General features: G+C 65.0%; 24 protein-coding genes and 1 pseudogene. 9 read left to right on the forward strand and 16 right to left on the reverse strand.

Annotated elements, in window-relative coordinates:
* Nucleotides 1-62: 62 nt before the first annotated feature.
* The 4 genes from IVA80_RS02795 to IVA80_RS02810 form a co-directional block, all read right to left on the reverse strand.
* Complete coding sequence (locus IVA80_RS02795) at nt 63-455, reverse strand: FixH family protein (RefSeq protein ID WP_247425415.1); 393 nt, start codon at nt 453-455, stop codon at nt 63-65.
* A gap of 102 nt (nt 456-557) precedes the next feature.
* Nucleotides 558-938: a hypothetical protein gene (locus IVA80_RS02800; RefSeq protein WP_247425491.1), complete on the reverse strand. Its 381-nt coding sequence runs from the start codon at nt 936-938 to the stop codon at nt 558-560.
* A gap of 176 nt (nt 939-1,114) precedes the next feature.
* A complete protein-coding gene (locus tag IVA80_RS02805) occupies nt 1,115-2,470 on the reverse strand; it encodes an NAD(P)-binding domain-containing protein (RefSeq protein WP_247425417.1) in 1,356 nt (451 codons plus the stop codon).
* Between the two features lie 49 nt (nt 2,471-2,519).
* Nucleotides 2,520-2,837: a helix-turn-helix domain-containing protein gene (locus IVA80_RS02810; protein ID WP_247425419.1), complete on the reverse strand. Its 318-nt coding sequence runs from the start codon at nt 2,835-2,837 to the stop codon at nt 2,520-2,522.
* A 126-nt stretch (nt 2,838-2,963) separates the two neighbouring features.
* Here IVA80_RS02810 and IVA80_RS02815 point away from each other — a divergent pair, with 126 nt between their 5' ends.
* The 3 genes and pseudogenes from IVA80_RS02815 (at nt 2,964) to arsC (ending at nt 3,942) form a co-directional block, all read left to right on the forward strand.
* Nucleotides 2,964-3,326 (forward strand): metalloregulator ArsR/SmtB family transcription factor, encoded by a 363-nt coding sequence (locus tag IVA80_RS02815; protein ID WP_247425421.1) that lies wholly within the window; start codon nt 2,964-2,966, stop codon nt 3,324-3,326.
* 41 nt (nt 3,327-3,367) lie between these two features.
* Nucleotides 3,368-3,544 (forward strand): annotated as a pseudogene (locus tag IVA80_RS02820) (aquaporin family protein); the annotation flags it as partial.
* Nucleotides 3,541-3,942: an arsenate reductase (glutaredoxin) gene (gene arsC / locus IVA80_RS02825; protein WP_247425423.1), complete on the forward strand. Its 402-nt coding sequence runs from the start codon at nt 3,541-3,543 to the stop codon at nt 3,940-3,942. The pseudogene IVA80_RS02820 and the gene arsC, both read left to right, overlap by 4 nt.
* A 106-nt stretch (nt 3,943-4,048) precedes the next feature.
* On the opposite strand, the gene IVA80_RS02830 is transcribed toward arsC, so the two are convergent.
* A complete protein-coding gene (locus tag IVA80_RS02830) occupies nt 4,049-4,594 on the reverse strand; it encodes a hypothetical protein (RefSeq protein ID WP_247425425.1) in 546 nt (181 codons plus the stop codon).
* 94 nt (nt 4,595-4,688) lie between these two features.
* Between IVA80_RS02830 and IVA80_RS02835 the strand changes: the two genes are divergently transcribed.
* Nucleotides 4,689-5,534, forward strand: a complete 846-nt coding sequence (locus IVA80_RS02835) for a LysR family transcriptional regulator (RefSeq protein ID WP_247425427.1) — start codon at nt 4,689-4,691, stop codon at nt 5,532-5,534.
* Between the two features lie 14 nt (nt 5,535-5,548).
* Here IVA80_RS02835 and IVA80_RS02840 read toward each other — a convergent pair whose 3' ends face one another.
* The 5 genes from IVA80_RS02840 to IVA80_RS02860 form a co-directional block, all read right to left on the reverse strand.
* Nucleotides 5,549-6,313 (reverse strand): hypothetical protein, encoded by a 765-nt coding sequence (locus tag IVA80_RS02840; protein WP_247425429.1) that lies wholly within the window; start codon nt 6,311-6,313, stop codon nt 5,549-5,551.
* 196 nt (nt 6,314-6,509) lie between these two features.
* The gene (locus IVA80_RS02845) at nt 6,510-6,953 is read right to left on the reverse strand and encodes a hypothetical protein (protein ID WP_247425431.1); all 444 of its coding nucleotides are present in this window, start codon (nt 6,951-6,953) and stop codon (nt 6,510-6,512) included.
* 29 nt (nt 6,954-6,982) lie between these two features.
* Entirely contained in the window at nt 6,983-10,399 is a 3,417-nt protein-coding gene (locus IVA80_RS02850; protein WP_247425433.1) for a CHAT domain-containing tetratricopeptide repeat protein, read from the reverse strand.
* Nucleotides 10,400-10,635: 236 nt separating this feature from the next.
* Nucleotides 10,636-11,397, reverse strand: coding sequence for a hypothetical protein (locus IVA80_RS02855; protein WP_247425434.1), 762 nt, complete (start codon nt 11,395-11,397; stop codon nt 10,636-10,638).
* A gap of 15 nt (nt 11,398-11,412) precedes the next feature.
* Nucleotides 11,413-11,601 (reverse strand): hypothetical protein, encoded by a 189-nt coding sequence (locus tag IVA80_RS02860; protein ID WP_247425443.1) that lies wholly within the window; start codon nt 11,599-11,601, stop codon nt 11,413-11,415.
* Between the two features lie 251 nt (nt 11,602-11,852).
* Here IVA80_RS02860 and IVA80_RS02865 point away from each other — a divergent pair, with 251 nt between their 5' ends.
* Nucleotides 11,853-12,827: a DUF2336 domain-containing protein gene (locus tag IVA80_RS02865; protein WP_247425445.1), complete on the forward strand. Its 975-nt coding sequence runs from the start codon at nt 11,853-11,855 to the stop codon at nt 12,825-12,827.
* Here the strand turns inward: IVA80_RS02865 and IVA80_RS02870 are convergent.
* The 3 genes from IVA80_RS02870 to IVA80_RS02880 form a co-directional block, all read right to left on the reverse strand.
* Entirely contained in the window at nt 12,824-13,168 is a 345-nt protein-coding gene (locus IVA80_RS02870) for a DUF1491 family protein (protein WP_247425493.1), read from the reverse strand. The genes IVA80_RS02865 and IVA80_RS02870 overlap by 4 nt on opposite strands.
* A 70-nt stretch (nt 13,169-13,238) precedes the next feature.
* Nucleotides 13,239-13,967: a peptidoglycan-binding domain-containing protein gene (locus tag IVA80_RS02875; RefSeq protein WP_247425446.1), complete on the reverse strand. Its 729-nt coding sequence runs from the start codon at nt 13,965-13,967 to the stop codon at nt 13,239-13,241.
* Complete coding sequence (locus tag IVA80_RS02880) at nt 13,960-15,816, reverse strand: ATP-binding protein (protein ID WP_247425448.1); 1,857 nt, start codon at nt 15,814-15,816, stop codon at nt 13,960-13,962. The genes IVA80_RS02875 and IVA80_RS02880 overlap by 8 nt, the downstream gene beginning before the upstream one ends.
* Nucleotides 15,817-16,223: 407 nt before the next feature.
* Between IVA80_RS02880 and IVA80_RS02885 the strand changes: the two genes are divergently transcribed.
* Entirely contained in the window at nt 16,224-16,643 is a 420-nt protein-coding gene (locus IVA80_RS02885) for a DUF5330 domain-containing protein (protein WP_247425450.1), read from the forward strand.
* 256 nt (nt 16,644-16,899) lie between these two features.
* On the forward strand, nt 16,900-17,328 hold the full coding sequence (locus tag IVA80_RS02890; RefSeq protein ID WP_247425452.1) for a SufE family protein: 429 nt from the start codon (nt 16,900-16,902) through the stop codon (nt 17,326-17,328).
* Between the two features lie 90 nt (nt 17,329-17,418).
* Here IVA80_RS02890 and IVA80_RS02895 read toward each other — a convergent pair whose 3' ends face one another.
* Together IVA80_RS02895 and IVA80_RS02900 are read right to left on the reverse strand one after the other, a co-directional pair.
* Nucleotides 17,419-17,835, reverse strand: a complete 417-nt coding sequence (locus IVA80_RS02895) for a MucR family transcriptional regulator (protein WP_247425454.1) — start codon at nt 17,833-17,835, stop codon at nt 17,419-17,421.
* 159 nt (nt 17,836-17,994) lie between these two features.
* Nucleotides 17,995-18,819, reverse strand: a complete 825-nt coding sequence (locus IVA80_RS02900; protein WP_247425456.1) for a DUF308 domain-containing protein — start codon at nt 18,817-18,819, stop codon at nt 17,995-17,997.
* Between the two features lie 312 nt (nt 18,820-19,131).
* On the opposite strand from IVA80_RS02900, the gene IVA80_RS02905 reads away from it, so the two are divergent.
* Together IVA80_RS02905 and IVA80_RS02910 are read left to right on the forward strand one after the other, a co-directional pair.
* Nucleotides 19,132-20,781 (forward strand): glycosyltransferase family 39 protein, encoded by a 1,650-nt coding sequence (locus IVA80_RS02905; RefSeq protein ID WP_247425457.1) that lies wholly within the window; start codon nt 19,132-19,134, stop codon nt 20,779-20,781.
* Nucleotides 20,782-20,963: 182 nt separating this feature from the next.
* Nucleotides 20,964-21,743: a class II aldolase/adducin family protein gene (locus IVA80_RS02910; protein WP_247425459.1), complete on the forward strand. Its 780-nt coding sequence runs from the start codon at nt 20,964-20,966 to the stop codon at nt 21,741-21,743.
* A gap of 29 nt (nt 21,744-21,772) precedes the next feature.
* Here IVA80_RS02910 and IVA80_RS02915 read toward each other — a convergent pair.
* Nucleotides 21,773-22,110, reverse strand: a 338-nt coding sequence (locus IVA80_RS02915) for a hypothetical protein (RefSeq protein WP_247425461.1), incomplete at its 5' end; no start/stop codon positions are given.

The raw sequence follows: 22,110 nt of genomic DNA on the forward strand, positions 1-22,110 counted from the left end.
AGAGCGCGTCCGAATGAATGGAAAAGGAAAATATCGAGCGCCGCCGGGCGGCGCCCGAACGCTCACTTGGTCGCCGTGACGATCACCTTGCCGGTGACCGTCTCCGGTTCGCCCTGCACCTTCGCAGATAGCGTCATCTGGTAGCGGCCGGCCATCGGCAGGTCCGTCTTGAAAGCGTACACGCCCGGCTCCTTCGACGGCAGCGGGGCAACCGCCGACTCCATCTCGGCCATCCCGTCCGGAGCCATGTCGACGCGGGTCTTGAAGATGACCGCGTCCGGCACCGGCTTGCCGGTCTGCTTGTTGGTCAAGCGAACGGCGAGCATGACGTCGCCGCCCTTCTTCATCTGCGGATTGACGGGCTCGAAGGTGTAGTCGCCGGCGCCCGCGATGGCGGCCGACGCGGCAAGCGAAAGGGTGGCGGCGAGAGCCGCGGTGCTGACTTTGGAAAGCATTGTCCTGTCCTCATAGATTGATCTCAGCCGCGGCGCCCCGGGGGCGCGCGCGTCAGTCGTCGTCGCGAGCAGGCATGCCGCTCGCGTCTCAGGCTTGCGAGATCAGGTGCGAGGAGGTCGGAAGGGAGGACTGCCGCCGCGGAAGGAGACGACCTGATCGGCGGGAATGGCCAGCCTGCTCGCCGCTATCGCGAAATACCCGAAAGCGACGGACCGCACGTCGCCAAGCGCGATGATCCCGCCGACGCAGCAGAAGCCCATCCCGCACTTGTAGGTGCCGGTATGGGAGCTCGTTCCCTTCATGTCCGGACAACAATCGTCCATCGACATATCGGCGTCGCCACCCATTTGCATGGCCGTCTGCTGCATGGCCGTCTGCATGTCATCCGGCGACATGGCAAGGTCCGCAGCCGACGCGGCAACCGGCAGCATCGCCAGGGATATGGCGATTGCGAGTGCCAGGATGGTACGGACGAACCGCATCGATATTGACTTACCTTTCGGACCGAAGCGCTGCCTCAATACCATATTCCGGCGACGAAAACATTCCTTGATCCCGCTCAAGCATTCGTGACCGATGCGCTCCGAGTGCGAGCGGCGCGAGGGCATCTGTCGCCCTGGACGGAAGCGAGATCATGCCGAGCCCGCGGGGACTTGGGTCACGAGCAACCGCACCCGGCGTTGCCTGCCTTCCTGGCCGATTCATCCGCGGCGCAGCAGGCTGACGGCTCCTGCTTCGCCGGGCCGCCGCAGCATCCGGCCCCTGACTCCACGCCGCCGCGCGTGCAGACGCCGGTCTCCGGCAGCACCAGCTCGACCCGTGCCGCGGCCTTCTTGTCGCCCGCAATGTTAGCGGCGATCGAACGGACCTGCTCGTATCCCGTCACCATCAGGAAGGTCGGAGCACGACCGTAGGATTTCATGCCGGCAAGATAGAAGCCCGGCTCATCGTGCGCGAGCTCGCGAGCGCCATGCGGGCGGACCGTTCCGCAACTATGTTCATTGGGGTCGATCAACGGCGCCAGCGCGACCGGCGCCTCGATGGCCGGATCAAGCCGAAGCCGCAGTTCGGACAGGAACGAAAGATCAGGACGGAAACCGGTCGCAACGATCAACTCATCTGCGACCACGCTGCGCGCACCGCAGCATGCGCCTGCGGAAATCTCGAGGCGACCTTCGGCCTGCGAGACGTGAGTGACACCGAATCCGGTCTCGACGCTGATTTTCCCGGCGGCCACGAGCGCGGCGAAGGCGGTGCCCAATTCGCCGCGCGCGGCAAGCTTGTCATTGCTGCCGCCGCCAAAGGCTTTTGCGGGATCAGTGCCGCGCAACAGCCAGACGGGCCGCGTGCCGGGCACCTCGCCCGCAAGCCGCACGAGATCGATCAGCGTTCCCACGGCGGAATGGCCGGCCCCGAGCACAGCCACGGTCTTCCCGGCATATCTGGCACGATCGGCACCTCGCACATCCGGCATGCCATAGGCGATGCGGTCAGCGCGCTCTCGCTCACCGATCGCAGGCAAGCCGTTGCCGCCGGCAGGATTTGGAGAGAACCACGTGCCGGATGCGTCGATGACGGCATCAGCGCGCAAGGTTTCGGCGCCCTTGCCGTTCTGATAGCGGATTTCGAACGGCGCCTGCTCCCGCTCCTTGGTCTTCGCCTTGTCGAAGCCAACGCGGCTGATGGCCGTGACACGGCTGGAGGTCCGGATCGTTTTCCGCAGCGGCGTTCGCGTCGCGAGCGGCTGGAGGTAGCGCTCGATCAGTTCACCGCCAGTCGGATAGGACTGAGGCTCCGGCGAATTCCATCCGGTCGGCGCGAGCAGGCGCGCCGCCGCCTTGTCGATGTTGTATTCCCATGGCGAGAACAGCTGGACATGCTGCCACTGACGGACCGCGTGCCCGGCTTCGGGGCCGGCCTCGATCACGATGGGCGACATGCCGCGTTCGAGCACGTGCGCGGCGGCTGCCAAGCCGACCGGCCCCGCCCCGATGATGGCTATCGTCTTATTCATTTTTCTTATCCCATCTTTCTAGAATAATCGAAGAATTGGGCCGAGAAAATCAGGCTGCCGTTTGAGCATTCTTGCATCCGATCTCTTCGACACAGCACTCTGACGCCAGGAAGTCGACTAGGCCCCGCATCGCGTCAAAGTTCGCGTGGCAGATCAGGGTCGTCGATTCACGGACCTGACTGACGAGTCCGACCGCGACCAACGTCTTGATGTGATGCGACAGCGTCGACGCCGGGATTTTCAGTTTGTCCTGCAGGCGGCCGACGGGCATGCCCGAGCGCCCTGCCCGGACCAATGCCTGATAAATCTGGAGCCGCGTCCGGTTCCCCAAGGCTTCCAAACGTGCTGCTGCGTCGTCGATCTTCATGACCGCACGCTGCGCCGCTTCATGCCGACTGTCAAACGTTACTTCTAGAATATTCGAAATATTGATGCCTCCACGCTGGTTCGATTCCGGATTGACGCTCCCTCTTAATTCCATAAGTCTGGATATATGGAAACCGAAGAGGCCGTGGTTGCGCTCGCCGCGCTGTCGCAGCCGACCCGTCTGGAGGGATTCCGGACGCTGGTGAGACACGAGCCTGACGGCCTTGCGGCCGGCGATCTCGCCCGCCTCCTGGAAGTGCCCCAGAATACGCTCTCGGCGCATTTGGCGATCCTGACACGCGCGCGCCTCGTAACGTCCGAGCGGCACAGCCGCTCGATCATCTACCGGGCCAATCTCGCCGAATTTCGCGACGTCGCGGTTTTCCTGCTGCGCGATTGCTGCGGCGCACGGCCGGAGGTTTGCGATCCCGTGGTCGAAAGCCTGCAATCCTGCTGCTTCCCAAAACGAAAAGAGCGAAGCCGTGCCTGACCAGTTCGATCTCTCGCGGCGCCTTGCGGCCGAAGCACTCGGCGGTGGCGATCGCGAGATCCCTAACGAACACCTTTGCGGGTATTCGCCCCACCGATCTGCCGGGCTTCATCATCGCGGAGCTTTGTGGCGCGCTCGCCGGCATGCTGTTGATGAACTGGCTGCTCGGCCGACCGCAGGTGCGCGGTCCCATACCCATCACGGAGACAATTCGATGAGCGTCACGATCTATCACAATCAGGACTGCGGCACCTCGCGCAACACGCTGGCGATGATCCGGCAGAGCGGCGTCGAACCCGTCGTCATCGAGTATCTGAAGACGCCGCCCTCGCGCCAAACGCTCAAGCAACTGATCGCAGCGGCGGGCACCCCGGTCCGCGCGCTGCTGCGGGAGAAGGGGACGCCTTACAAGGAGCTCGGCCTGGACGACCCGAAATGGACGGACGACGAATTGCTCGATCAGATGCTCGCTCATCCCATCCTCATCAACCGTCCGATCGTGGTGACGCCAAAGGGCGTGCGATTGTGCCGGCCCTCCGAAGCCGTCGTCGATCTCCTCGACAATCCCGTCGGCCGGTTCGTGAAGGAGGACGGCGAGGTGGTCGAAGGGCGATAGCTTCGCATCGTCCTCTGCCCATCCTGTCCGGTCCCGCGCCACATTCAACCGGAATCACCGGAGCCAATCCTGCGGGCAAAACGCTCGATGGGATTCGGTTTCAGTCTCAATGCGCGCCGCACCGGCAGCGCTCGTAATCCACGGGATCATGGCTGTTGAAGATCGTGACGCGGTCGCCGCGCTCGAGCTTCAGCGCGCGCAACCGCGCCTGGTTGGCGAGCCGCCGGCCCCGGTCCATGTCGCCCTTGCGCTGGAAATGGCCGAGCACCAGCGGCATGCGCGGCGATGGATCAAGCTGGCCGTGATGGAAATAGCTGTCGCCGGCATGCAGCAGCCATTTGTCGCCTGATCGCACCGCGATGCCGCAGTGACCGAGCGTATGGCCGGCGAGCGGGATCATCAGGATGTCCGCCTCCTTGTCGCCGAGCGCGCGCACGCCTTTGAAGCCGAACCAGTCCTCGCCGGCTTCGCCATAGAACTTCCAGCTCGGTCCATGGCTCCACTGCCCGGTAACATAGCGCCCTTCCGGCGGCGCGGGCTTGCGCAGCACCGCCATGTCGTATTCGGCGCGATGGACGTGGATCGCGGCGTGGGGAAAGTCGGGCACGCCGCCGGGGCACATCGTGCCGGTGTTGAGATGGTGGATTTTCATGGAGCTTCCCTGCCTGTTGCGAGCAGGGCGTTCTTGTCGTCGTTCAATCCATAGGTAGAATATCGAATATTGATATTATCTCTAGGATGAACCTATGGACATTCGCGAGCTCCGCTACTTCGCCGCCGTCTACCGCGAACGCAATCTGACCGCCGCTGCGCGCGCCTGCTTCGTGTCGCAGCCGTCGATTTCGACGGCAATCGCCAATCTGGAGGCTGAACTCGGCACCATCCTGTTCATCCGGCACAAGAAGGGCGTGGCGCCGACAGCCTCGGCCGAGCAGTTCCATACGCTTGCCCGCCGCATCATCGACGAGACCGACGCCGCGCGCAGCCTGTTTCGGAAACCGAGCACGAAGACCACGCTGACGCTGGGCCTGATGCGCACGCTCGACGTGCCCCGAACGATCGCGCTGCTCAAGCCGCTGACGGCGCGCGCGGACATCGCGCTCCGTCTCGTCGGCAGCGACGAGCGCGCCGATGCGCGGATCATTTCGAAGAGCATGCTGCGCCCCGACGAGCACTTCGTCGCGCTCTGGAGCGAGCGCTATGTCGCGGCCCTGCCACCGTCGCATCCGCTGACGCTGAAGGAGAGGCTTCGCGCCGCCGACCTCGCCGATGCTCCGCTGATCGACCGCTGTCATTGCGAGCAAAGCGAATTCTTCGGCCGCACTTCACAACGAAGGCAGAGCGCGGCGATCGCGCAATCGGAAGACTGGGCCATGGCGCTGGTCGCCGCCGGGGTCGGTATCGCCATCGTCCCCGAGGGCGTGGCCCGCGGCAATCCCGACGTCGCGGTGCGCGAGATCGAAGTCAGGGTCAAGCGCGAGGTCGGCCTTGCCTATCCAGCATCAGTGCCGCTGGCGAATGCGCTGAAGGATCTTGTTGCGAAGCTCCAGACGGGGCGGCGCAAGCCCGGTCGAACCAAGCGCCGGCGCTGAGCGAGTCCCGGCAGCTATCCGAGCAAGCCCTTCAAACCGGCGTAAATAGAGCCGACGGCCGTCGCAGCAACGCCGACCAACGGCCCAACCGTCTGCATGAGGTCCTGGATCAATCGGGCACGGCGGCGCAGTTGTTCCTCACCGACATGCTGTCCCAGCAGGCGCGCCACGCGGAAGGCGAACGCGTTCGGTTTTCCGCCCCGGGTCAGCACGCGCGGCAGGACCTGGAAAATCACGACGCTCAAAATGTTTCCCGAGACGAAGGCGAGCAGGATGCTGGCGCCGTACTCGAAAACTTCCCGCCATTCGATCCAGATCGTCGGCAGGATAGGAACATGATCGTGGATGCCGGTCACCGTCAGCATCGCCAGGATACTGGCGCTTCCACCCAGGAACGCCAGCAGGAATGCTCCGATCGCCGAGACCCTGTGCAGGGGATAGGCGACGAAACCGAACAGCAGCGGGACGATAATCGATGCGATTCGAAGCGGGATCGGAGACAGGTTGAAAATGATGGTCACGAGGACATGCGCCGCGGTCAGCAGCACCGCTGGAATGACGACGTAGAGCAGCGCATGCGTTCCGAAATAGCGCAGCGGGTTCTTGTACCGTTCGAGCCGGACATTGACCCGGTCGAGATCCCGCCTGAGCTTGTCCAGATCGGCGACGATCTCTTCGATCTCGAGCAGTGTCGGCCGTACCACGCGAAGGTCGCGCGAACAGTGCTTGCACGCGATGGCTTCGTCCTTGATGGTCTCGGCGCAGAATGGACATTCCATCGCTAGCGCGCATGCCTCCGCTTCATGAAGGCCTCGACCTCGTCTCTGGCGCGCTTCAGCTCATCGCGCAGTTCATCGCGCTTGCGCAGGAGATCGTCCCGCTCCGCAATCAGCGTGGCGGGAACGGCAATGTCGCGCCCGCAGGAAGCGCAAACCAGTGCACCCTCCGCGTTCCCGGACCGGCAGTAAGGGCACGTCACTTGGGTGCGACCTTCAGGGTAAAGATGGTCGTGCCGGGCCGGCCATCGCTGTCCTTGATATCGACGCGCACCGTGTATTCGCCCGGCGGCAGTTCCGCATCCTGCATGTTGATGCCGTCGGCCTGCACGAAAGGCCGGACCCGAGAGGTCAGGTCGACATTCGGCGTGCGGAGGAAGATCACCTTGACCGAGTCCGGATCAATCTTTGCCCCGCCATACGACTGAAATTTCAATACCAGCCGTAGAGGCGAACTCGCCGAGCCGCCCGGCGAGACGAACTCAACTTTGGGACCGCGCATGATGCCGCGCTGATCGACAGCGACCGCTCCCTTCGGAGGCGGCAGTTTCGCTTCCTCTTCCGTGATCAATTGCGTCGCGCGCGAGGGGCCCGAGAACAACAAACCTGCAGTCACGAGGCACAGCAAGACATTCGGCTTCATTTCCGTGCACCCTTCCCCTCACCTGTTCGTCAACGCAAACCGCCATCGCCGATGATCGTGTATGGCGCCCAGAACAGCGGATGCGCATAGGCAAACTCGGTCTTGCCATCGCTATTGAGATAGCCGGGACCATCGACGAGCGCCATTGCGGCCTGGCGCAGGGCTTCGCTGCGCGACAGCTTCGGATCGTCGGCCTGCCGCTTGAACAGGTCGGTCACCAGTTGCCGCGCCGACTGTGAATGCACCGACCAGTTCGTCACCAGCAGGGCGCGCGTTCCGGCGTAGAAGAACGCGCGGCCGAGCCCGGATGCGGCCTCGGCGCCGGCACCGGCGCCAGCCCCGGTGTTGCAGGCCGACAGGATGACCCAGTCCGCATCGAGCTTGAGGCCGAGAATCTCCTCCATGGTCAGGAGTCCGTCGCCGCCCTCGCCCGTTACTGCCGGGGACGACAAGGCGAGGGCCGGCTGGGTCAATCCATTGAGCTCTCCGGGGACGAGACCGTGGGTGGCAAAGGCCACAATGCGGAAGCCGGAAAGATTCATCGACTTGACGGCGCTCTCGGACGCGCTCTTGCCGAGGAACAGCACCTTCGAGGGATCGGCCTGGAGCGCCAGCGCGATCGACTTCAACTCGTCCGCGGTGTCGGGAAGCCGGGGGAGGAGACCGAGCTCCGCGCTGTCGACTCCTTCCAGCTTGGGGCTGTTGCGCCGCTTCAGCGGCACGCCGCGCGTCACGTTGCCGCCGGCATCGGCAACCTGAATCTTGTCTTGTGCGCCTTCCGCTTCGGCCTGCTGATCGCCATTGAAATAGGGATCGCCGAACGCCACGAGCTCGCCGCGTCCGGGCTTGCCCGGCGGGAGCTGGCGCAGCGTGCGCAAGGCCGCGGCCGACGGCACTGTCGATACCGCATGGGTCCGCGCCAGCCACGGCACCCTGCGGTAACCGATGAACAGCGGATCCTCGTCGGCGACGACCTCGGCCGACGCCGTCGGCAACAGGGAGAGCGGCAACAGGCCGAGCGCGCCGTTGGTCACCACGATCAGATTTTTGGCCGACTTCCACCCGCCCTCGACCGGCTTCAGCAGCAGCTCGTACAGCTCGTAGCCGAGCTTGAGATCGAACGGCGGAATGTCCGAGATCATCGCCGCCTGCGGCTCGAGCGCTTCACGCAGCTTGCGAATCTTGGTCTCGATATCGCCGATCTTCGCCTGGACGGCGGCGAATGCTACCGCCCCCGACTTCGGCACGGCCCAGACGAAGCTGCCGTTCTGGCCGAAATAGAAGGACAGCATGGCTTCGTTGTCGGCGAGCGTCGCGCGGATTTCGGCAACGCTGGGCGGCTTGGGCGAGACGAGGTCGGCGTAAGTCGGAAACTTCTGCTTGATCTCCTGGCGCGCTTTGTCGCGCTCGCCGCGCAGCGCCGCGATCGACGCCTGGATCTGCTGTACGCCCTTCTCGTCGCGCTCGGTCGAGGGAAGCGCCAGCACATTATTGAGCGTGCCGAGCTGGGCGTTGACCTGCTTGGTCAGATCCTGCTCCTTGCGCACGAGATTGGCGAGCGCAGGATCCTTTGCCGCCGCACGCGCACTCGAGGCCGCCAGCGCCTGCTGCACCGAGCGACCGCGGACGGCGTCGGCGAGGCTGAACGTCTCTTCGCCGATCTCCTTGCCGGTTCCTTCGGCCCTGGCGAGCAGCACCAGATAGCTCTCGACGATTGTCTGCAGACGCTGGCTGCGCGCGGCCACCACGGTCGTGCTCTCGTCGTCGGCGTTCTCGTTGGCGCTGGCCATCATGACCGGAATGGCGGCCTTGAATTCCCTGATGGCGTCGGCATCGCGCCGCGCGCGCATCAGGCCGATCGCCAGCGTGCCACGCGCCGAGGCGGCGTCGAAATGATTTTCGCCGACGCGTCCGACCTGCTTCTTCACCAATAGCTCGGCCGCGGCAATCCCGGCGTCGAGCTGGCCGGAGGCGTAGAGCGAGAGAATGCGCGACGGATTGAGCTCGAACACCTGGCGACGCTGCGGATCCCAATTGGCGATCGACTTGTCGATCGTCGCGAACATCTCGTTGGCCTCGGCGTTCTTGCGCTGCAGCGTCAGAATGCCGGCCAGTTGCGAGCGCAATTGCACCCTCGAATAGGAATCTTCCGGCACGCCCACTGTCTTGTTGATCTCCAGCGCGACACGGCCGAGCTGCTCGGCCTCATCGTAGCGGCCCTGATCGACCAGGATGCTGGCAAGCCCCATCACGAAACGCGGCGTCACCGGATTGTACTTGCCTGTGTTCTTCAAGCGCGACAGCAGCGCGCGGCGGGCGTCGACCTCCGCCTCGGCCAGCCGTCCCTGCCTTGCCTTCATGCGCGCCTGATTCAGGATGGTCATGTCGACGGCTTGCAGCAGAAGGGTCTCAGCCGGAGGGCTGTCCGAGTCCAATGTTGCCTTGTTGCTGGCGCGCTTGCGCAGCTCCGCGGTGCGATAGGCGGCCTCGGCTTCGGCGAACTGTCCCCGCGCCTCGAAGACCAGGCCGCGGGAAATCTCGATTTCGCCCTCCCAGCTTTGACCGAACCTGGCATACGAGGCGCGCCAGCCCGGCAGTCCGCTGGTGCGCGCTTCCTGGATTGCGGTCAGGCTGCGGCGCAGATAGGCTTCGGCCTGCGCGATGTCGCCCATCTGGACGAGATAAGACGCAATCGCGCGGTTTGCGTTGAACTGCATTCCTTTCGCGCCCGGCGCGCTGGCCGACTCGCGCAACAGCCTCTGGATGACCTCGAGCGCGCGCTTCGGATCGCCTGCGAGCGAATATGACAGCGACTGGAGCTGCATCATTCGTCCCAGCAAGAGCGGGCTGACGACTCCGCGTCCCACTTCCACGGCCTTGTTGGCGTCGGCGACGGATTCGGCGAGTCGGCCAAGCTGCGAGCGCGCATTGCCGCGATCGAAGTAGAACTGCGCAAGCTCCGCTCGGGACTCCTTCCCTGTCGGCGCCGCGTCGGCGTCCGCCTTCAGTTCCGCAATCATCTTCTCCTCAGGCTTCTCACCGTCGAGAATAGCCGTGATGTCGGAAATGGTGCGCGGCGGGGCGACGAAATCCTTAGGCAAGGCCGTGCCCGAAGCCAGCTTCGGCGCGGCCTCCTTTGGAACGTCGACCGCGACATTGGCCCGGCCGTTGGCGGCGTTGAGCGCCGCCATCACACAGGCCCTGACTTGCGGCGAGGCCTTGGCACGGCAGCCCTCGATATCGGCACCGGCCTTGCGGCCTCCCTGCGCCTGCATGCACGCATGCACGATCGGCTTGCCGACCGTCATGCGGCAGTTCTCGAGCGCCGCTTCCTTGGTCAGCGCGGCTGCGGAGCCGACCGATCCAAGCAGAATGGCAAGTGCCAGCAGGTGGCGCGGGGTGACGTCCAGACGGCTCTTAAACGGACGCGCTGCGTCTAAGCTCATCTTGAAGGACCTTTGGTAAAATGACTTGAAGAAACGAAATGATCCTATGCAACTGATCCTATCCATATGGCCCGGAAGGACAAGCGCAATCAATGTGGTTCCCGGAGGCGCTCAATAGGGCTGGCGGCGCCGGGCATGAGGTCCCAAGGATCGCACCGGTAGGCAGGCACAGGCTGATCGCACCTATTGGTCGCGGGTGAGATGGCCCTGCCCGACAGACGGCGGGCTTTGCGCGGTCAGCCCTTCGAGATGACCGCGCGGCCGTAGGGCGGCTGCGCCGCGACCGGCGGGTTGGCGGTCTGGGCTGCGAGCTCGCCGATCAGGCGGTCGGCATCGGCGGCCATGCCGTCGGGCGCCTGGATCACCAGACGCTCCAGCGCCCAACGATAGGACGAGACGCGCTGCTCGAGGCATTGCTGCACCCACTGGATAATCAGCGAGTTTTCCTGCATGCGCGCGACCGCATCCTCCTTCTCCTGCGGCGAGAGCCCGGAGACGCGCGTCATGCTGGCATTGCGCTTCTTGTCGAGGTCGATGACGCGAATCGCGCTAGCGAAGAACGGCTCGAAGCGGGCGGTGTCGTTGCGCACGTCCTCGATCAGCTGCGCATAGCGCGAGGAATGCGAGCGGTGCGGCTCGTCGATCAGCGTGCGTCCGTACATGGTGCGGTCGAACACGATCTTCTGCCGCCACGGCGACGGCAAGGCCTTGTAGTCGCCGAAAACGCTCTTCCAGGCCGGCCGCGACAGTGGCGGCTCGATCAGGGGATAAGCGAGATCGCGAAGCTGGCGCTCTTCGTCGGTGAGCTGGAATTGCGACGGCTTCAGACCGACGCTGGAGGTGACCTCCGTGCCCAGCCAGCGATGCATGTCGTCGCTGCGCATGTCGGCGCGGGTGCGGCCGAAATCCCCGCCGCTGCAGCCGGCGAGCATCGCGCCGATGAGTGCGAGCAGGACGGCCGTTACGACTGGCCGGATCTGGCGGATGGCATCCGGCATTGCAAAAGCCGGATGCTAGCGGCGACGACGACGGCGCCCCGGCGCTGTGCCCTGCTCCGGCCCGCGATCGCCGCTGGTTTCGTCGCTCTCGCGCTCGATGCGGATCACCGGGAGGATCAGAATCGTTCCCGTTTCCGTGCGCGGCGTGGCATCCCCCGACGAGCCTGCCCGGCGACCGGCCGGAAATTCGATGATGGTCCCCATATCAACTCTCTATCAATTGCCCCGCGGCCAAACGCGTCGTGCAACATGCAGTCATTAAGATCAGTTCATGGTTAACGGGATGTAAACGCGCCTTTTGGACCGTAACCTCACGGGCGGCCCTGCGTCCCGTTGCGGCACGACAACACCTGAACTTATCGGTCCGACTTCACGCCTCGTTTTCCTTAACGAGGCTTTAAAGGACCTTGCGATAGGCTCGCTGCGAGTATCTTTCCCAGGTCGCGTATCTCTCCATGACCAAGTCGCTGTTTCCCGGATTCGACGGGCTGATGTCCCTCTCCCGTCGCGAGGGCGTCGATATCCGTCCGACGCTGCTGCGCGTGCTGACCGACCTCTATGTCCAGGCCGGCAGCCACAACGACGACGAGCAGCGGCAATTCGTCGAACTCGCCACACGATTGATCGACCAGGTCGACGATGCGACGCGCGCCGCCGTCAAGGCGCGGCTCGCGATCTATCCCTCGACGCCTGCCCCGATCATGCAGAAGCTCGGCCTTTCGGCCGCTCAGGAAGGCCGCAGGGTTCCGCTCGCCCGCGAAATTCCCGCACCGCCCCCGCCGCCCGCCCCGGTCCCCGCGCCGACCGATGCCCAGCAGCGCATGGCCTCGAACATGGCGATGCAACCGACAGACGCGGCCGAGATCCATGACATGTTCTTCCGCGCCGGCGCGTCCGAGCGCGCGATGATCCTGCACAATCTGGCGCAGACGCCGCTCAAGGCCGCGCCGCGCATCCCGACCGTGCGCGCCAAGCGCGCGATCCAGATCCTGGAGATGGCGGCGATCGCGGGCGATGTCGAGAATTTCACCCTCGAGCTCGGCGACAGCCTGATCCTGCCCTCGCGCGTGGCAGCCCAGATCGTCGACGATGCCGGCGGCGAAGCGCTCGCGGTGGCCGCGCGCGCGCTCGACATGCCGAGCTCCAACTTCCAGCGCATCCTGCTGTTCTTCAAGCCGGAGATCGGCACGTCCGTGGACATGGTCTACCGGCTGTCGCGGCTCTACGACCGTCTCGGCGACCGCTCCGCGCTGGTGCTGCTGGCGGCCTGGCGCGGCTCGACGCTCGCGGTCACGCGCGCAAAATACCAGTCGTCGCTGCATGACAGCGAACGCCAGCGCGCCCGTGCGGGCGCAAGCCAGACGCGGCCGGGCGTGCAGCCCGGCTCCGCGCCTGCGGTGCGGACGGGCACCGACGGATCGGACCGCTAGGTCTTCGCCAATTCGAGGAAGTGCCGCCCTGCGCGGTCCTCGGTCTCGACGATCCAGGCGTCCGGATCGAAACGGATTTCCTTGGTGAGGCGCTCCTCCACCGCGGGCTCCGGCATCGGCTGCGGAGCAAGTGGCACGAAGAAGCGGTCGATCGGCCGGCCCTCGTCATAAACAGTCTGCGGCGCCGGTACGTAAAGCATCGCATTGCCGTCGAGCAGCGACACCTTCACGAACACTGCGCCTGCCTCCTCGGCGCCGCGACGGCGCACGGCGCCGAACACGCCCTCGGTCTGGCACCGGCGCAGATAAGCTGAGACCCATATGTTTGATTTCAGGCGCATGGAACTAGGATAGGCCAGTGCCGGGATGAGCACCATCCTTCAAGCTCCAGCCTCGGCGCAAGCGTGGCGATCATTCGACCGGATGGCCGATCGCGGCCGCGAGTTCGCGCAGCAGGCGCTCGGACACCTGACCCGTCACCTGCATCTTGTGCTCGCGCTCGAATTTCTGGATCGCGGACTGCGTCTCTGCGCCCATCGCGCCCGTGATCTTCAAATTCCCGTAGCCGTATTCGGACAGCGCGCGCTGCACGCCGGCGATACGCCGCGCGGCCGGGCTCTGCTGCACGGGAATTGGCGCCGGCGGTCGCGCGACGGCGACGGAAGCCGGCGCCGACATCGTTTGCTTGACCAGATTGGTCATCGGATCGGCCGAGCGCGGCGTCGATGCGGTCGCCTCGACCGCCTTCTCCGGGGCCTTCTCGGCAGCGCGCTCGGCAGCCTTTGTCTCGGTGGGTTTGGGCTCGGCGCGGAACTCCGTCGCTCTCGGCTCGAGCGGCGAGGTATCGGCGCCGACGGGGCGCGGACGCGGCAAGGGGTTCGACAGCGGTACGGACGACGGCGCGGGAAGATTGATCACGGTGCCGAACATCGGCGCCGGATGCCGGCCGGTCTGAAGGAACAGCGCATTGGCAACGATCGCGCCGATGGCGGCGACGGCGACGAGGCCGGCCAGCGTATCCTTGGGACTGTGCAGCAGAATCCGCAGCGCAAGATTGCGCTCGGTCTCGACATCGATGACCGCGGCCTTGGCGCCACGGCGGCGCGGAGCGGCTTCGTCCTTGGCAGATTTCTTAGGCACTTTTCTTCACCAGAGCGGGTTGGTCGTGAGACTGGTCTTGAAGCTCCTGGCGCAGCACCGGCGTCAGCGTCGCGATCCTGCTCTCCGACGTCTTGGCCTGCGGCGGCGCGTAGACGAGCGGCAGCTTGACGGTGACGGACGTGCCCTCGCCGAGCCTGCTTTGTACCGTCAATTCGCCGAGATGCAACGCGACAAGGCTCTTCACGATCGAAAGTCCGAGGCCCGTTCCTTCATGACGGCGCTGATAGGTCTTGCCGGCCTGGAAGAACGGCGCGCCGATGCGCTTGAGATCATCCGGCGCGATGCCGACGCCGGTGTCGCTGATGCGCAGCGTGAGCTGCGAGCCGGACACCGCGGCCACAACGGTGACCTGACCGCCGCGCTCGGTGAACTTGACGGCGTTGGCGACGAGATTGAGCACGATCTGCTTGAACGCGCGCGGATCGCCGGTCATGACGGGAAGGTCCTGCGGCGCGTCCGTGATGAGGTCGATGCCGTTCTCCCGCGCCTTCAGCGACAGCAGATTGCAGCAATGCATCAACGAGGCGCGCGGCGCGAACGGCTCCGACGCAATCTCGAAATTGCCCGATTCCATCTTGGACATGTCGAGGATGCCGTTGACGACCGACAGCAGATGCTGGCCGGAATCGTTGATGAGCTGAGCGTATTCCCTGCGCTGGGCCGCACCCAGCATCAGGGTCTGCTCCTGCGCGATCATCTCGGAGAAGCCGATGATGGCGTTGAGTGGGGTGCGCAGCTCGTGGCTCATGGTGGCGAGGAAGCGCGTCTTGGCGGCATCGGCCGCCTCAGTGGCGCTGCGGGCCTGATCGAGCGCCTGCTCGCCGAGCTTGCGATCGGTGACGTCGCGCATCACGCCGACGACTTCGGCCTCGCGCGTGAGGTCACGGTCAAGATCCTGGCGGCCCATCTCCTGATCGAGCGGCCGGCAGCGCATCTCGACCCAGAGAAACTCAACCTGGCCACGTTCCGAGCCAACAGGCTCTCGCCGCAGCCGGAACTCGACGGTGCGCACGTCGCCGCGGGCGGCATCGGAGAGCGCGGTGAGATAGGCCGGGCGATCGGCGACATGGACGCGGTCGAACAGGCCGTGGCCGAGCAGCTGCGCGACAGGCATGCCGAGCATCGCCTCCGCCGCCGGCGAGATGAACTGCACCGCGCCGTTGCGCTGATGCCGGGAGATCACGTCGCTCGTGTTGAGCGCGAGCAGGCGATAGCGCTCTTCCTCACGCGACAGCAGCGTCACGCTGGTGCGCGCGAGCGATTCCGCGCCGAAGGCGAGGCCCGCGGCATAGAGCGTCGCCGAGGCGACGCCGAACGCCATCAGCACGCCGCGTTGTGCGGCGCTGGTGTCTCCAGCCAGCAGCCAGCCGAGCTGGCTGCCAAGAATCAGGACGCCTGCGCAGGACAGCGCAAGCAGGGAGGCAAAGGCCGCGACGCGGCGCGAGGCCGACAGCGCGGCTTCCAGGGGAACCACGACCAGCCAGATCGCGGCGCATGATTCGATGCCGCCGGTGGTGCCGGCAATCGCCATGATCAAGCCGGCAAGCGCCAACGACGACAGCACATGCGCGCCTTCATAGCGGCCGGTGCGCGACAGGAACCACGACAAGAGAATGGGCGCGATCAGGCACGCGAAGGCGGCGACCTCGATCGCGCTCGGCGCGCCGCGCAGGGCGAGATAGACCGGGAATGCGGCAAAGGCTGCCAGGCTGCCGAGCAGCCGCGGCGCCATGAAGGCACGATGGCGCGCTCGTGTCAGCGCGTCGTAACGCGCGGAGGGATGCAGCAGCGCATCGAGACAATCGCGGATGATACTCAAAACTGTCACGGGTCTCGCGCTTCGGCTCACTCGTCGAGAAGACGCGCCGGAACGCCTCCTTATCGTTGAGCCACCGTGTCAGAGCGACCTTAAACGAGTGCTAAGGCGATGCGGGCCGCCGCCGAACACCGTGTCATCGCGGAGATTTTTAGGCGATTTGACCACGTCATCATCGGGGATGGTGAACACAGGGTTTCACCGTCCCTCGCATGGTTTCGAATTGGTGGACAAGCGGGCCGGCGGAATCACGGGGCTCCGGCGTCAACCGAAAATTTACGAGACCGGGCTTTGCGAAGATTTTTGCGCAAGTTTTCCGCGAATTAAGCGGAAGGCAATCACTTGCGATTTATCGAGAGTTGCTAGGTCCGACGCCTCGCGGGCATCGCCGCGGCGGGATCTAACATACAGGTCGCAAGATGCGCTTTCTGCTCCGCATCACATTCTGGCTCGGGCTGGTGCTGGTGCTCCTGCCGCGGGACAAGACGCCCGAATCGGAGAAGCTGCCGCAGATCGGCGCCGCCGATGCGGTGCAGGCTGCGACCGCGGCCGTCTCCGACGTGAGCCAGTTCTGCAAGCGCCAGCCGGCGGCCTGCGAGGTCGGCGGACAGGCCGCGACCATCATCGGCCAGCGCGCACAGGACGGTGCGCGCAAGATCTACCAGATCATCAACGACAAGAAGGAGCAGCTCGAGAAGACCGACAAGAAGGCGCCCGATCACACCGGCTCGATCGCGCTGGCCGGCGAAGGCGACACTGCTGCGAGCGAGGCGCCGCGCGACACCCTGTCCCAGGACGACCTCGCGCTGGAATGGCACGGCCAGGCGCCTGCGAACTGAGATGAGTGTTCGCTGGTTCACCTCTCCCGAAGGGAGAGGTCGGATCGCATCGTAAGGTGCGATCCGGGTGAGGGGTTACGGCCTCACCGAATGCTGCGGCCCCTCACCCGGATTGCTTCGCAATCCGACCTCTCCCCGCTGGGGAGAGGTGAAACAGACGACCAGCCGAATGCAATCCGATAGCCATTTGCGCCCAACCCTATCGATTTCCCGCACTCGCATCCTTATATTGGCCTGAACGGGAACACGGGCCAGCATGACGACGATCGACGAAATCAGGGACAATTTCGAGCTTCTGGACGAATGGGACGACCGCTATCGGTACGTCATCGAACTCGGCCGCACCCTGGAACCGATGCCCGAGGCTGAGCACTCCGCGGCTAACAAGGTGAATGGCTGCGTCAGCCAGGTCTGGCTCCAGAAATTGCTCGATCGCGATGGCGGCGCGCCGATCCTGAAATATCGCGGCGACAGTGACGCCCACATCGTGCGCGGCCTGGTCGCGATCGTGCTCTCGCTTTACTCCGGCCGCACGCCGCAGGAGATCCTTGCGACCGATGCGATCGCGGTGTTCGACGAGTTCGGCTTTCGCGATCATCTGACGCCGCAGCGATCCAACGGCCTGCGCTCGATGATCGAACGTATCAAGACCGACGCGAAAGAGGCGCTCGCGGAGGCCTCGTAGGCCAGATCTCGCGCGCAGCCATCCTTCGAGACGCCCGCTTTTGCGGGCTCCTCAGGATGAGGGCGGAGTGTGTTGTAAGCTATAGCGGCTCTACTTCCGCTTCCGCTGCTGCTGTCCCAGTCCCATCTGCTTCGCCAGTTGCGAGCGCGCGACCGCATAGTTCGGCGCGACCATGGGATAGTCGGCCGGCAGGCCCCATTTTTCGCGATATTGCTCCGGCGTCATGTTGTACCGGGTGCGCAGATGGCGCTTCAGCGACTTGAAGCGCTTGCCATCTTCCAGACAGACCAGATAGTCCGGCGCGATCGACTTCTTCAGCGAGACCGCAGGCTTCGCCGGCTCGAGCGGCGCGGCCTCGGTGCGGCCTGACGAGACGCGCACCAAGGCGCCGTGCACCTGGCTGATCAGGTTCGGGATCTCGGCTGCCGGCGTCGGATTGTTACCGACATAGGCGGACACGATGCTCGCCGTCAGCTCGATGAAATTCTTAGCCCCGGCCTCCGACATGGGCCCGACCTTTCCCTGACCTTGCGTCTCGCCGGATTGACGACGCCAAAGTATTCCGTGTCAACAATACGTTCGGCTGAGGTAAAACGACAGATGAATCTGAGCTGATTACCGACGAAGTGACAAGAACGATGGCGCTCTACTTGGAGGCAGCAGGTCTCAGGACCGCTGGTCGAGATGAGCGCGCAGTTCGTCGATCGAAGCGAACCGCATCATGCCTTCCGGCATCTGCGCTTCGATCGAGCCGTCGGAATAGAGCGAATAGGCCATGCCATCGACGATACCCGATTTGAGCACGGTCACGGGCGCCTGCTCGACGGCCGGCGCCGGTTCGGGTGCAGGCGGCGGCGGGCGACGCGCGGCGGGCGGCGGTTCCGGTGGCCGCGTACGGTCCGGCATCGGCCAGGCATCGTCGAAGCTCGCGGGCGGACTATCCGGGGCGGCAGGCTTCCCGGGCTCTTCATGAGGCAGCGGCGGCAAGCCGTCGGTCGCCTTCGCCTCCGCGCGCTCGCGCTCCTTGCGGGAGGTCGAGGCGAACAGCAGGTTGCGACGGCGCGGCGCTTCAGGGGACGTTGGGGCGTCCGGCTCCGGCGGCGGCTCGACGCGCGGCCGCTCGCGCGCGGCGGCCTCACTCTGCCACGGCGGCGGACCTGCGGCCGGTGATGGCGGCGTTGGCTCGATTTTCATCCCCGGCGCCGGGGACGGCTCGGACACTGGCGCGCCAGGCATCGCGAGGCCCGGCAGCACCGGCCTGACCCGAACCTCGGCCGGCGCGGCCGATCCGGCCAGCCGGCGGGCGATGCCCTTCAGTTCCATGACCACCAGGTGGAGGCCGGCCAGTAGCATTCCGGAGCAGACGCCAATGGTGCCGGAGATTATGAGGGTGCTGCCGAGACTGAAATCCCTGACTGTGTAGCCAAACAGGATCGCAAGGAGCCCCGCCACGACGGCGAAAATCCCGACGATCAACAATGCCAACGTCATCGAACTCACCCCCGGCCGCGCATCCATGCGCGACACCCGTTACGCCACGATACCGTCATACGGTGTTCCACGCCAACGGCGAATTAAAGCCTGCGTTCCTAAAGGAAAGGAAATCAGGGACTTATTCACATTCCCTTCAGCTCCGGCTCGCTACTTCTAAGCTGCTCTCAAGTTTCTGGATTTGCTGCGCCGCATCAGGAATTTAGCCATAATGCCCAATTACTTGGTAATGGAACTGCGCTATAGGGATTCCGGGGAACAGGCCCGCGCGCGCCAGCAGGGCCAAAAGGGGATTCCGGGTCACCAATAGCCATGACATCCATCACGACTTCGGCGATCGACACGCCTCTGCGGCGCTCGGTCGAACGGACTTGCGACGATCTTGCCATGCTGGTGCTGGCTGCAGTCGCCGTTATTGCAGGCTTGACCTTCCGCGACTACGGGCTCGGCTGGGACGATTACACCCATGCTGAATACGCCGACCTGTTGCTGCGCATGTTCGGTTCCGGCTTCAGGGACACGGCGGCGCTCTCCTTCGCGAATCTCTACATGTATGGCGGCGGCTTCGACATGGTCGCGGCTCTCCTGCACAAGGTCATTCCGCTCGAGCTGTTCGAGACGCGGCGTCTGGTCGGCGCCATCGTCGGTGTGATCGGACTTGCTGTGACATGGCGGCTCGGCCGCCGCGTCGGCGGCCCCCTTGCGGGTCTTGCCTCACTCTTGCTGCTCGCACTCTGCCCGATCTTCTACGGCCACATGTTCATGAACCCGAAGGATGCGCCCTTCGCGGTGGCCATGATCATCCTGATGCTCGGCCTCGTCCGCCTCGCCGAGGAATATCCGCAGCCCTCGCCACGCACGATCCTCATCGTCGGCCTCGGCGCGGGCCTCTCGCTCGGCACGCGCATCCTCGGCGGCCTCTCGCTGGTCTACGCCGTGATCGGCTTCATGCCGCTGTTCCTCGATGAACTGCGCAACGAGGGCCTGCGCGAGCAGGTCCGCCGCTTCGCCCATGTCGTCTATGTGCTGCTGCCCGGCCTCGTGCTCGGCTACCTCGTCATGGGCCTGATCTGGCCGTGGTCGATCATGGAGCCCGGCAATCCCTTCGAGGCGCTGACCTACTTCTCGCATTTCTTCGAGAAGCCCTGGAAGGAGATGTTCGACGGCGCGATCGTGTCCGTGCCCGACATGCCCTGGTCCTATCTGCCGACGCTGTTCGCGCTCCAGCTGCCTGAGGTGATGCTGGTGCTGACGGCCGGCGCGGTGTTCAGCACCTTCGCGATGCTGCCGCGCCGCGAGGTTCCGGCGCGCCGCAAGACCATCCTGCTGATGCTGACGCTGGCGGCGAGCCTGCCGCTCGCGATCGCGATGGTGAAGCGGCCGGCGCTGTACAACGGCATCCGCCACTTCGTCTTCGTGATCCCGCCGATGGCGGTGCTGGGCGGCGTCGCCTTTGCCCGGGCCATGGAGCGCCTGCGCGCCACCCACCGCACCTGGCAGCCGGTCGTGCTCGCCACCTTCTGCTTCGGTCTTGCGCTGTCGCTGGCCGAGATGATCCGGCTGCATCCCTATCAGTACACGCATTTCAACCACATCGCCGGTACCGTGCGCGGCGCCGACGACCGCTTCATGCTGGACTATTGGGGCCTCGCGCTGAAGCAGGCCTCCGACGAGCTGCGCGAGCAGATCGTCGAGCGGCAGGAAGTGGCGCCGGGAAACCGCAAATGGAAGGTCGCGGTGTGCGGTCCGCAGCGCCCGGCCCAGGTGGCGCTCGGGCCCGACTTCACCATCGGCTGGGATTCCAACGCGGCCGATTTCGCGATGACGCTCGGCGAGTTCTACTGCAAGGGCCTCACCGCGCCCGTGATGGTCGAGATCAAGCGCGACGACGTGGTGTTCGCCCGCGTCTACGACATCCGCGGCCGCAGCATTTCCAGCCTGCTGTCGATCCCGGCGCCGTAATATTCTTCTCCTGATCCGTAGCCTGGATGCAGCGAAAGCGAAATCCGGGACCGCACGGCTTCCCGCATTGCGCTGCGCTCCATGCGGGCTACGCTTGACTGCTGCGCTTTGACCACCTTGCCGCCGACTTCGACCGAGACTACGCTCCCTCCCCGCAACAACGATGTTCGGAGAGATAAGACATGTCACCAGCGGAAGCGCGCCTGAAGGAAGTGCCGTCGAACATGACAGAGGCCGAGTGGCAGCAACGGGTCAATCTCGCCGCCTGCTACCGCCTCGTCTCGCTGTACGGCTGGGACGATCTGGTCGACACCCACATCTCCGCGCGCGTGCCCGGTCCCGAGCATCACTTCCTCATCAATCCCTACGGGCTGATGTTCGACGAGATCACGGCGTCGAGCCTCGTCAAGGTCGACCTGCACGGCAACCAACTCTCCGAGAGCGACTACAGCATCAACCCGGCCGGCTTCACCATCCATTCGGCGATCCACGAGGTGCGCGAGGACGCGATCTGCGTGCTGCATCTCCACACGCTCGACGGCACCGCGGTGTCGAGCAGCGCGGAAGGGCTGTTGCCGCTCAACCAGACCGCCCAGCTGGTCACCCACGATCTCGCCTATCACGATTATGAGGGCATCGCGCTCGACCATGACGAGCGGCCGCGGCTGCAGAAGGACCTCGGCGATCACAACCACATGCTGCTGCGCAACCACGGCACGATGACGGTCGGCCGCTCGGTCGCCTCCGCTTTCGAGCGCATGTACCACCTTGAGCGCGCCTGCTCGATGCAGGTGCGCACGCGCGCATTGGGCACGCCGGTCTATCCGGTCGACGACATCGCGATCGACAAGAACACCGAGCTGCTCGCCAACCGCGACCGCGCCGAGCTGCGCGCCACCAACCTGGTATGGCCGCCGCTGCTGCGCAAGCTCGACCGCGAGCTCCCGGGCTACCGGTCTTGAGGTTTTCGGGATTTGGCGTAGAGTAGGCATCAACACCCTCTGCACGTTCTGGAATGAAACGCCGCCCAATTCCGGGCGGCGTTTTTGTTTGGCCCGTTCGTCATCGCGAGGACGGTGCTGTAGTAGGGTGGGCAAAGCGAAGCGTGCCCACCATGCGTCAGCGATTGCGGAAGAATGGTGGGCACGGCGCTTTGCGCCTTTGCCCACCCTTGTATTAGCGCGCCGAGGTAGGATGGCGTCGTTCCGTGAGGAATGGCCCAGCCCGGGCGGCCACCCGAGCTGGGCCGCCGATCGATCGGATCGATGCCCACCGAAGCCTTGAGGGCTGCGTTTCGTAGCAAGATCGCGGTCGGCACTTCATCGGGAC

Origin of the sequence: Bradyrhizobium sp. 139, assembly GCF_023074175.1 — a bacterium.
GTDB lineage: Bacteria > Pseudomonadota > Alphaproteobacteria > Rhizobiales > Xanthobacteraceae > Bradyrhizobium.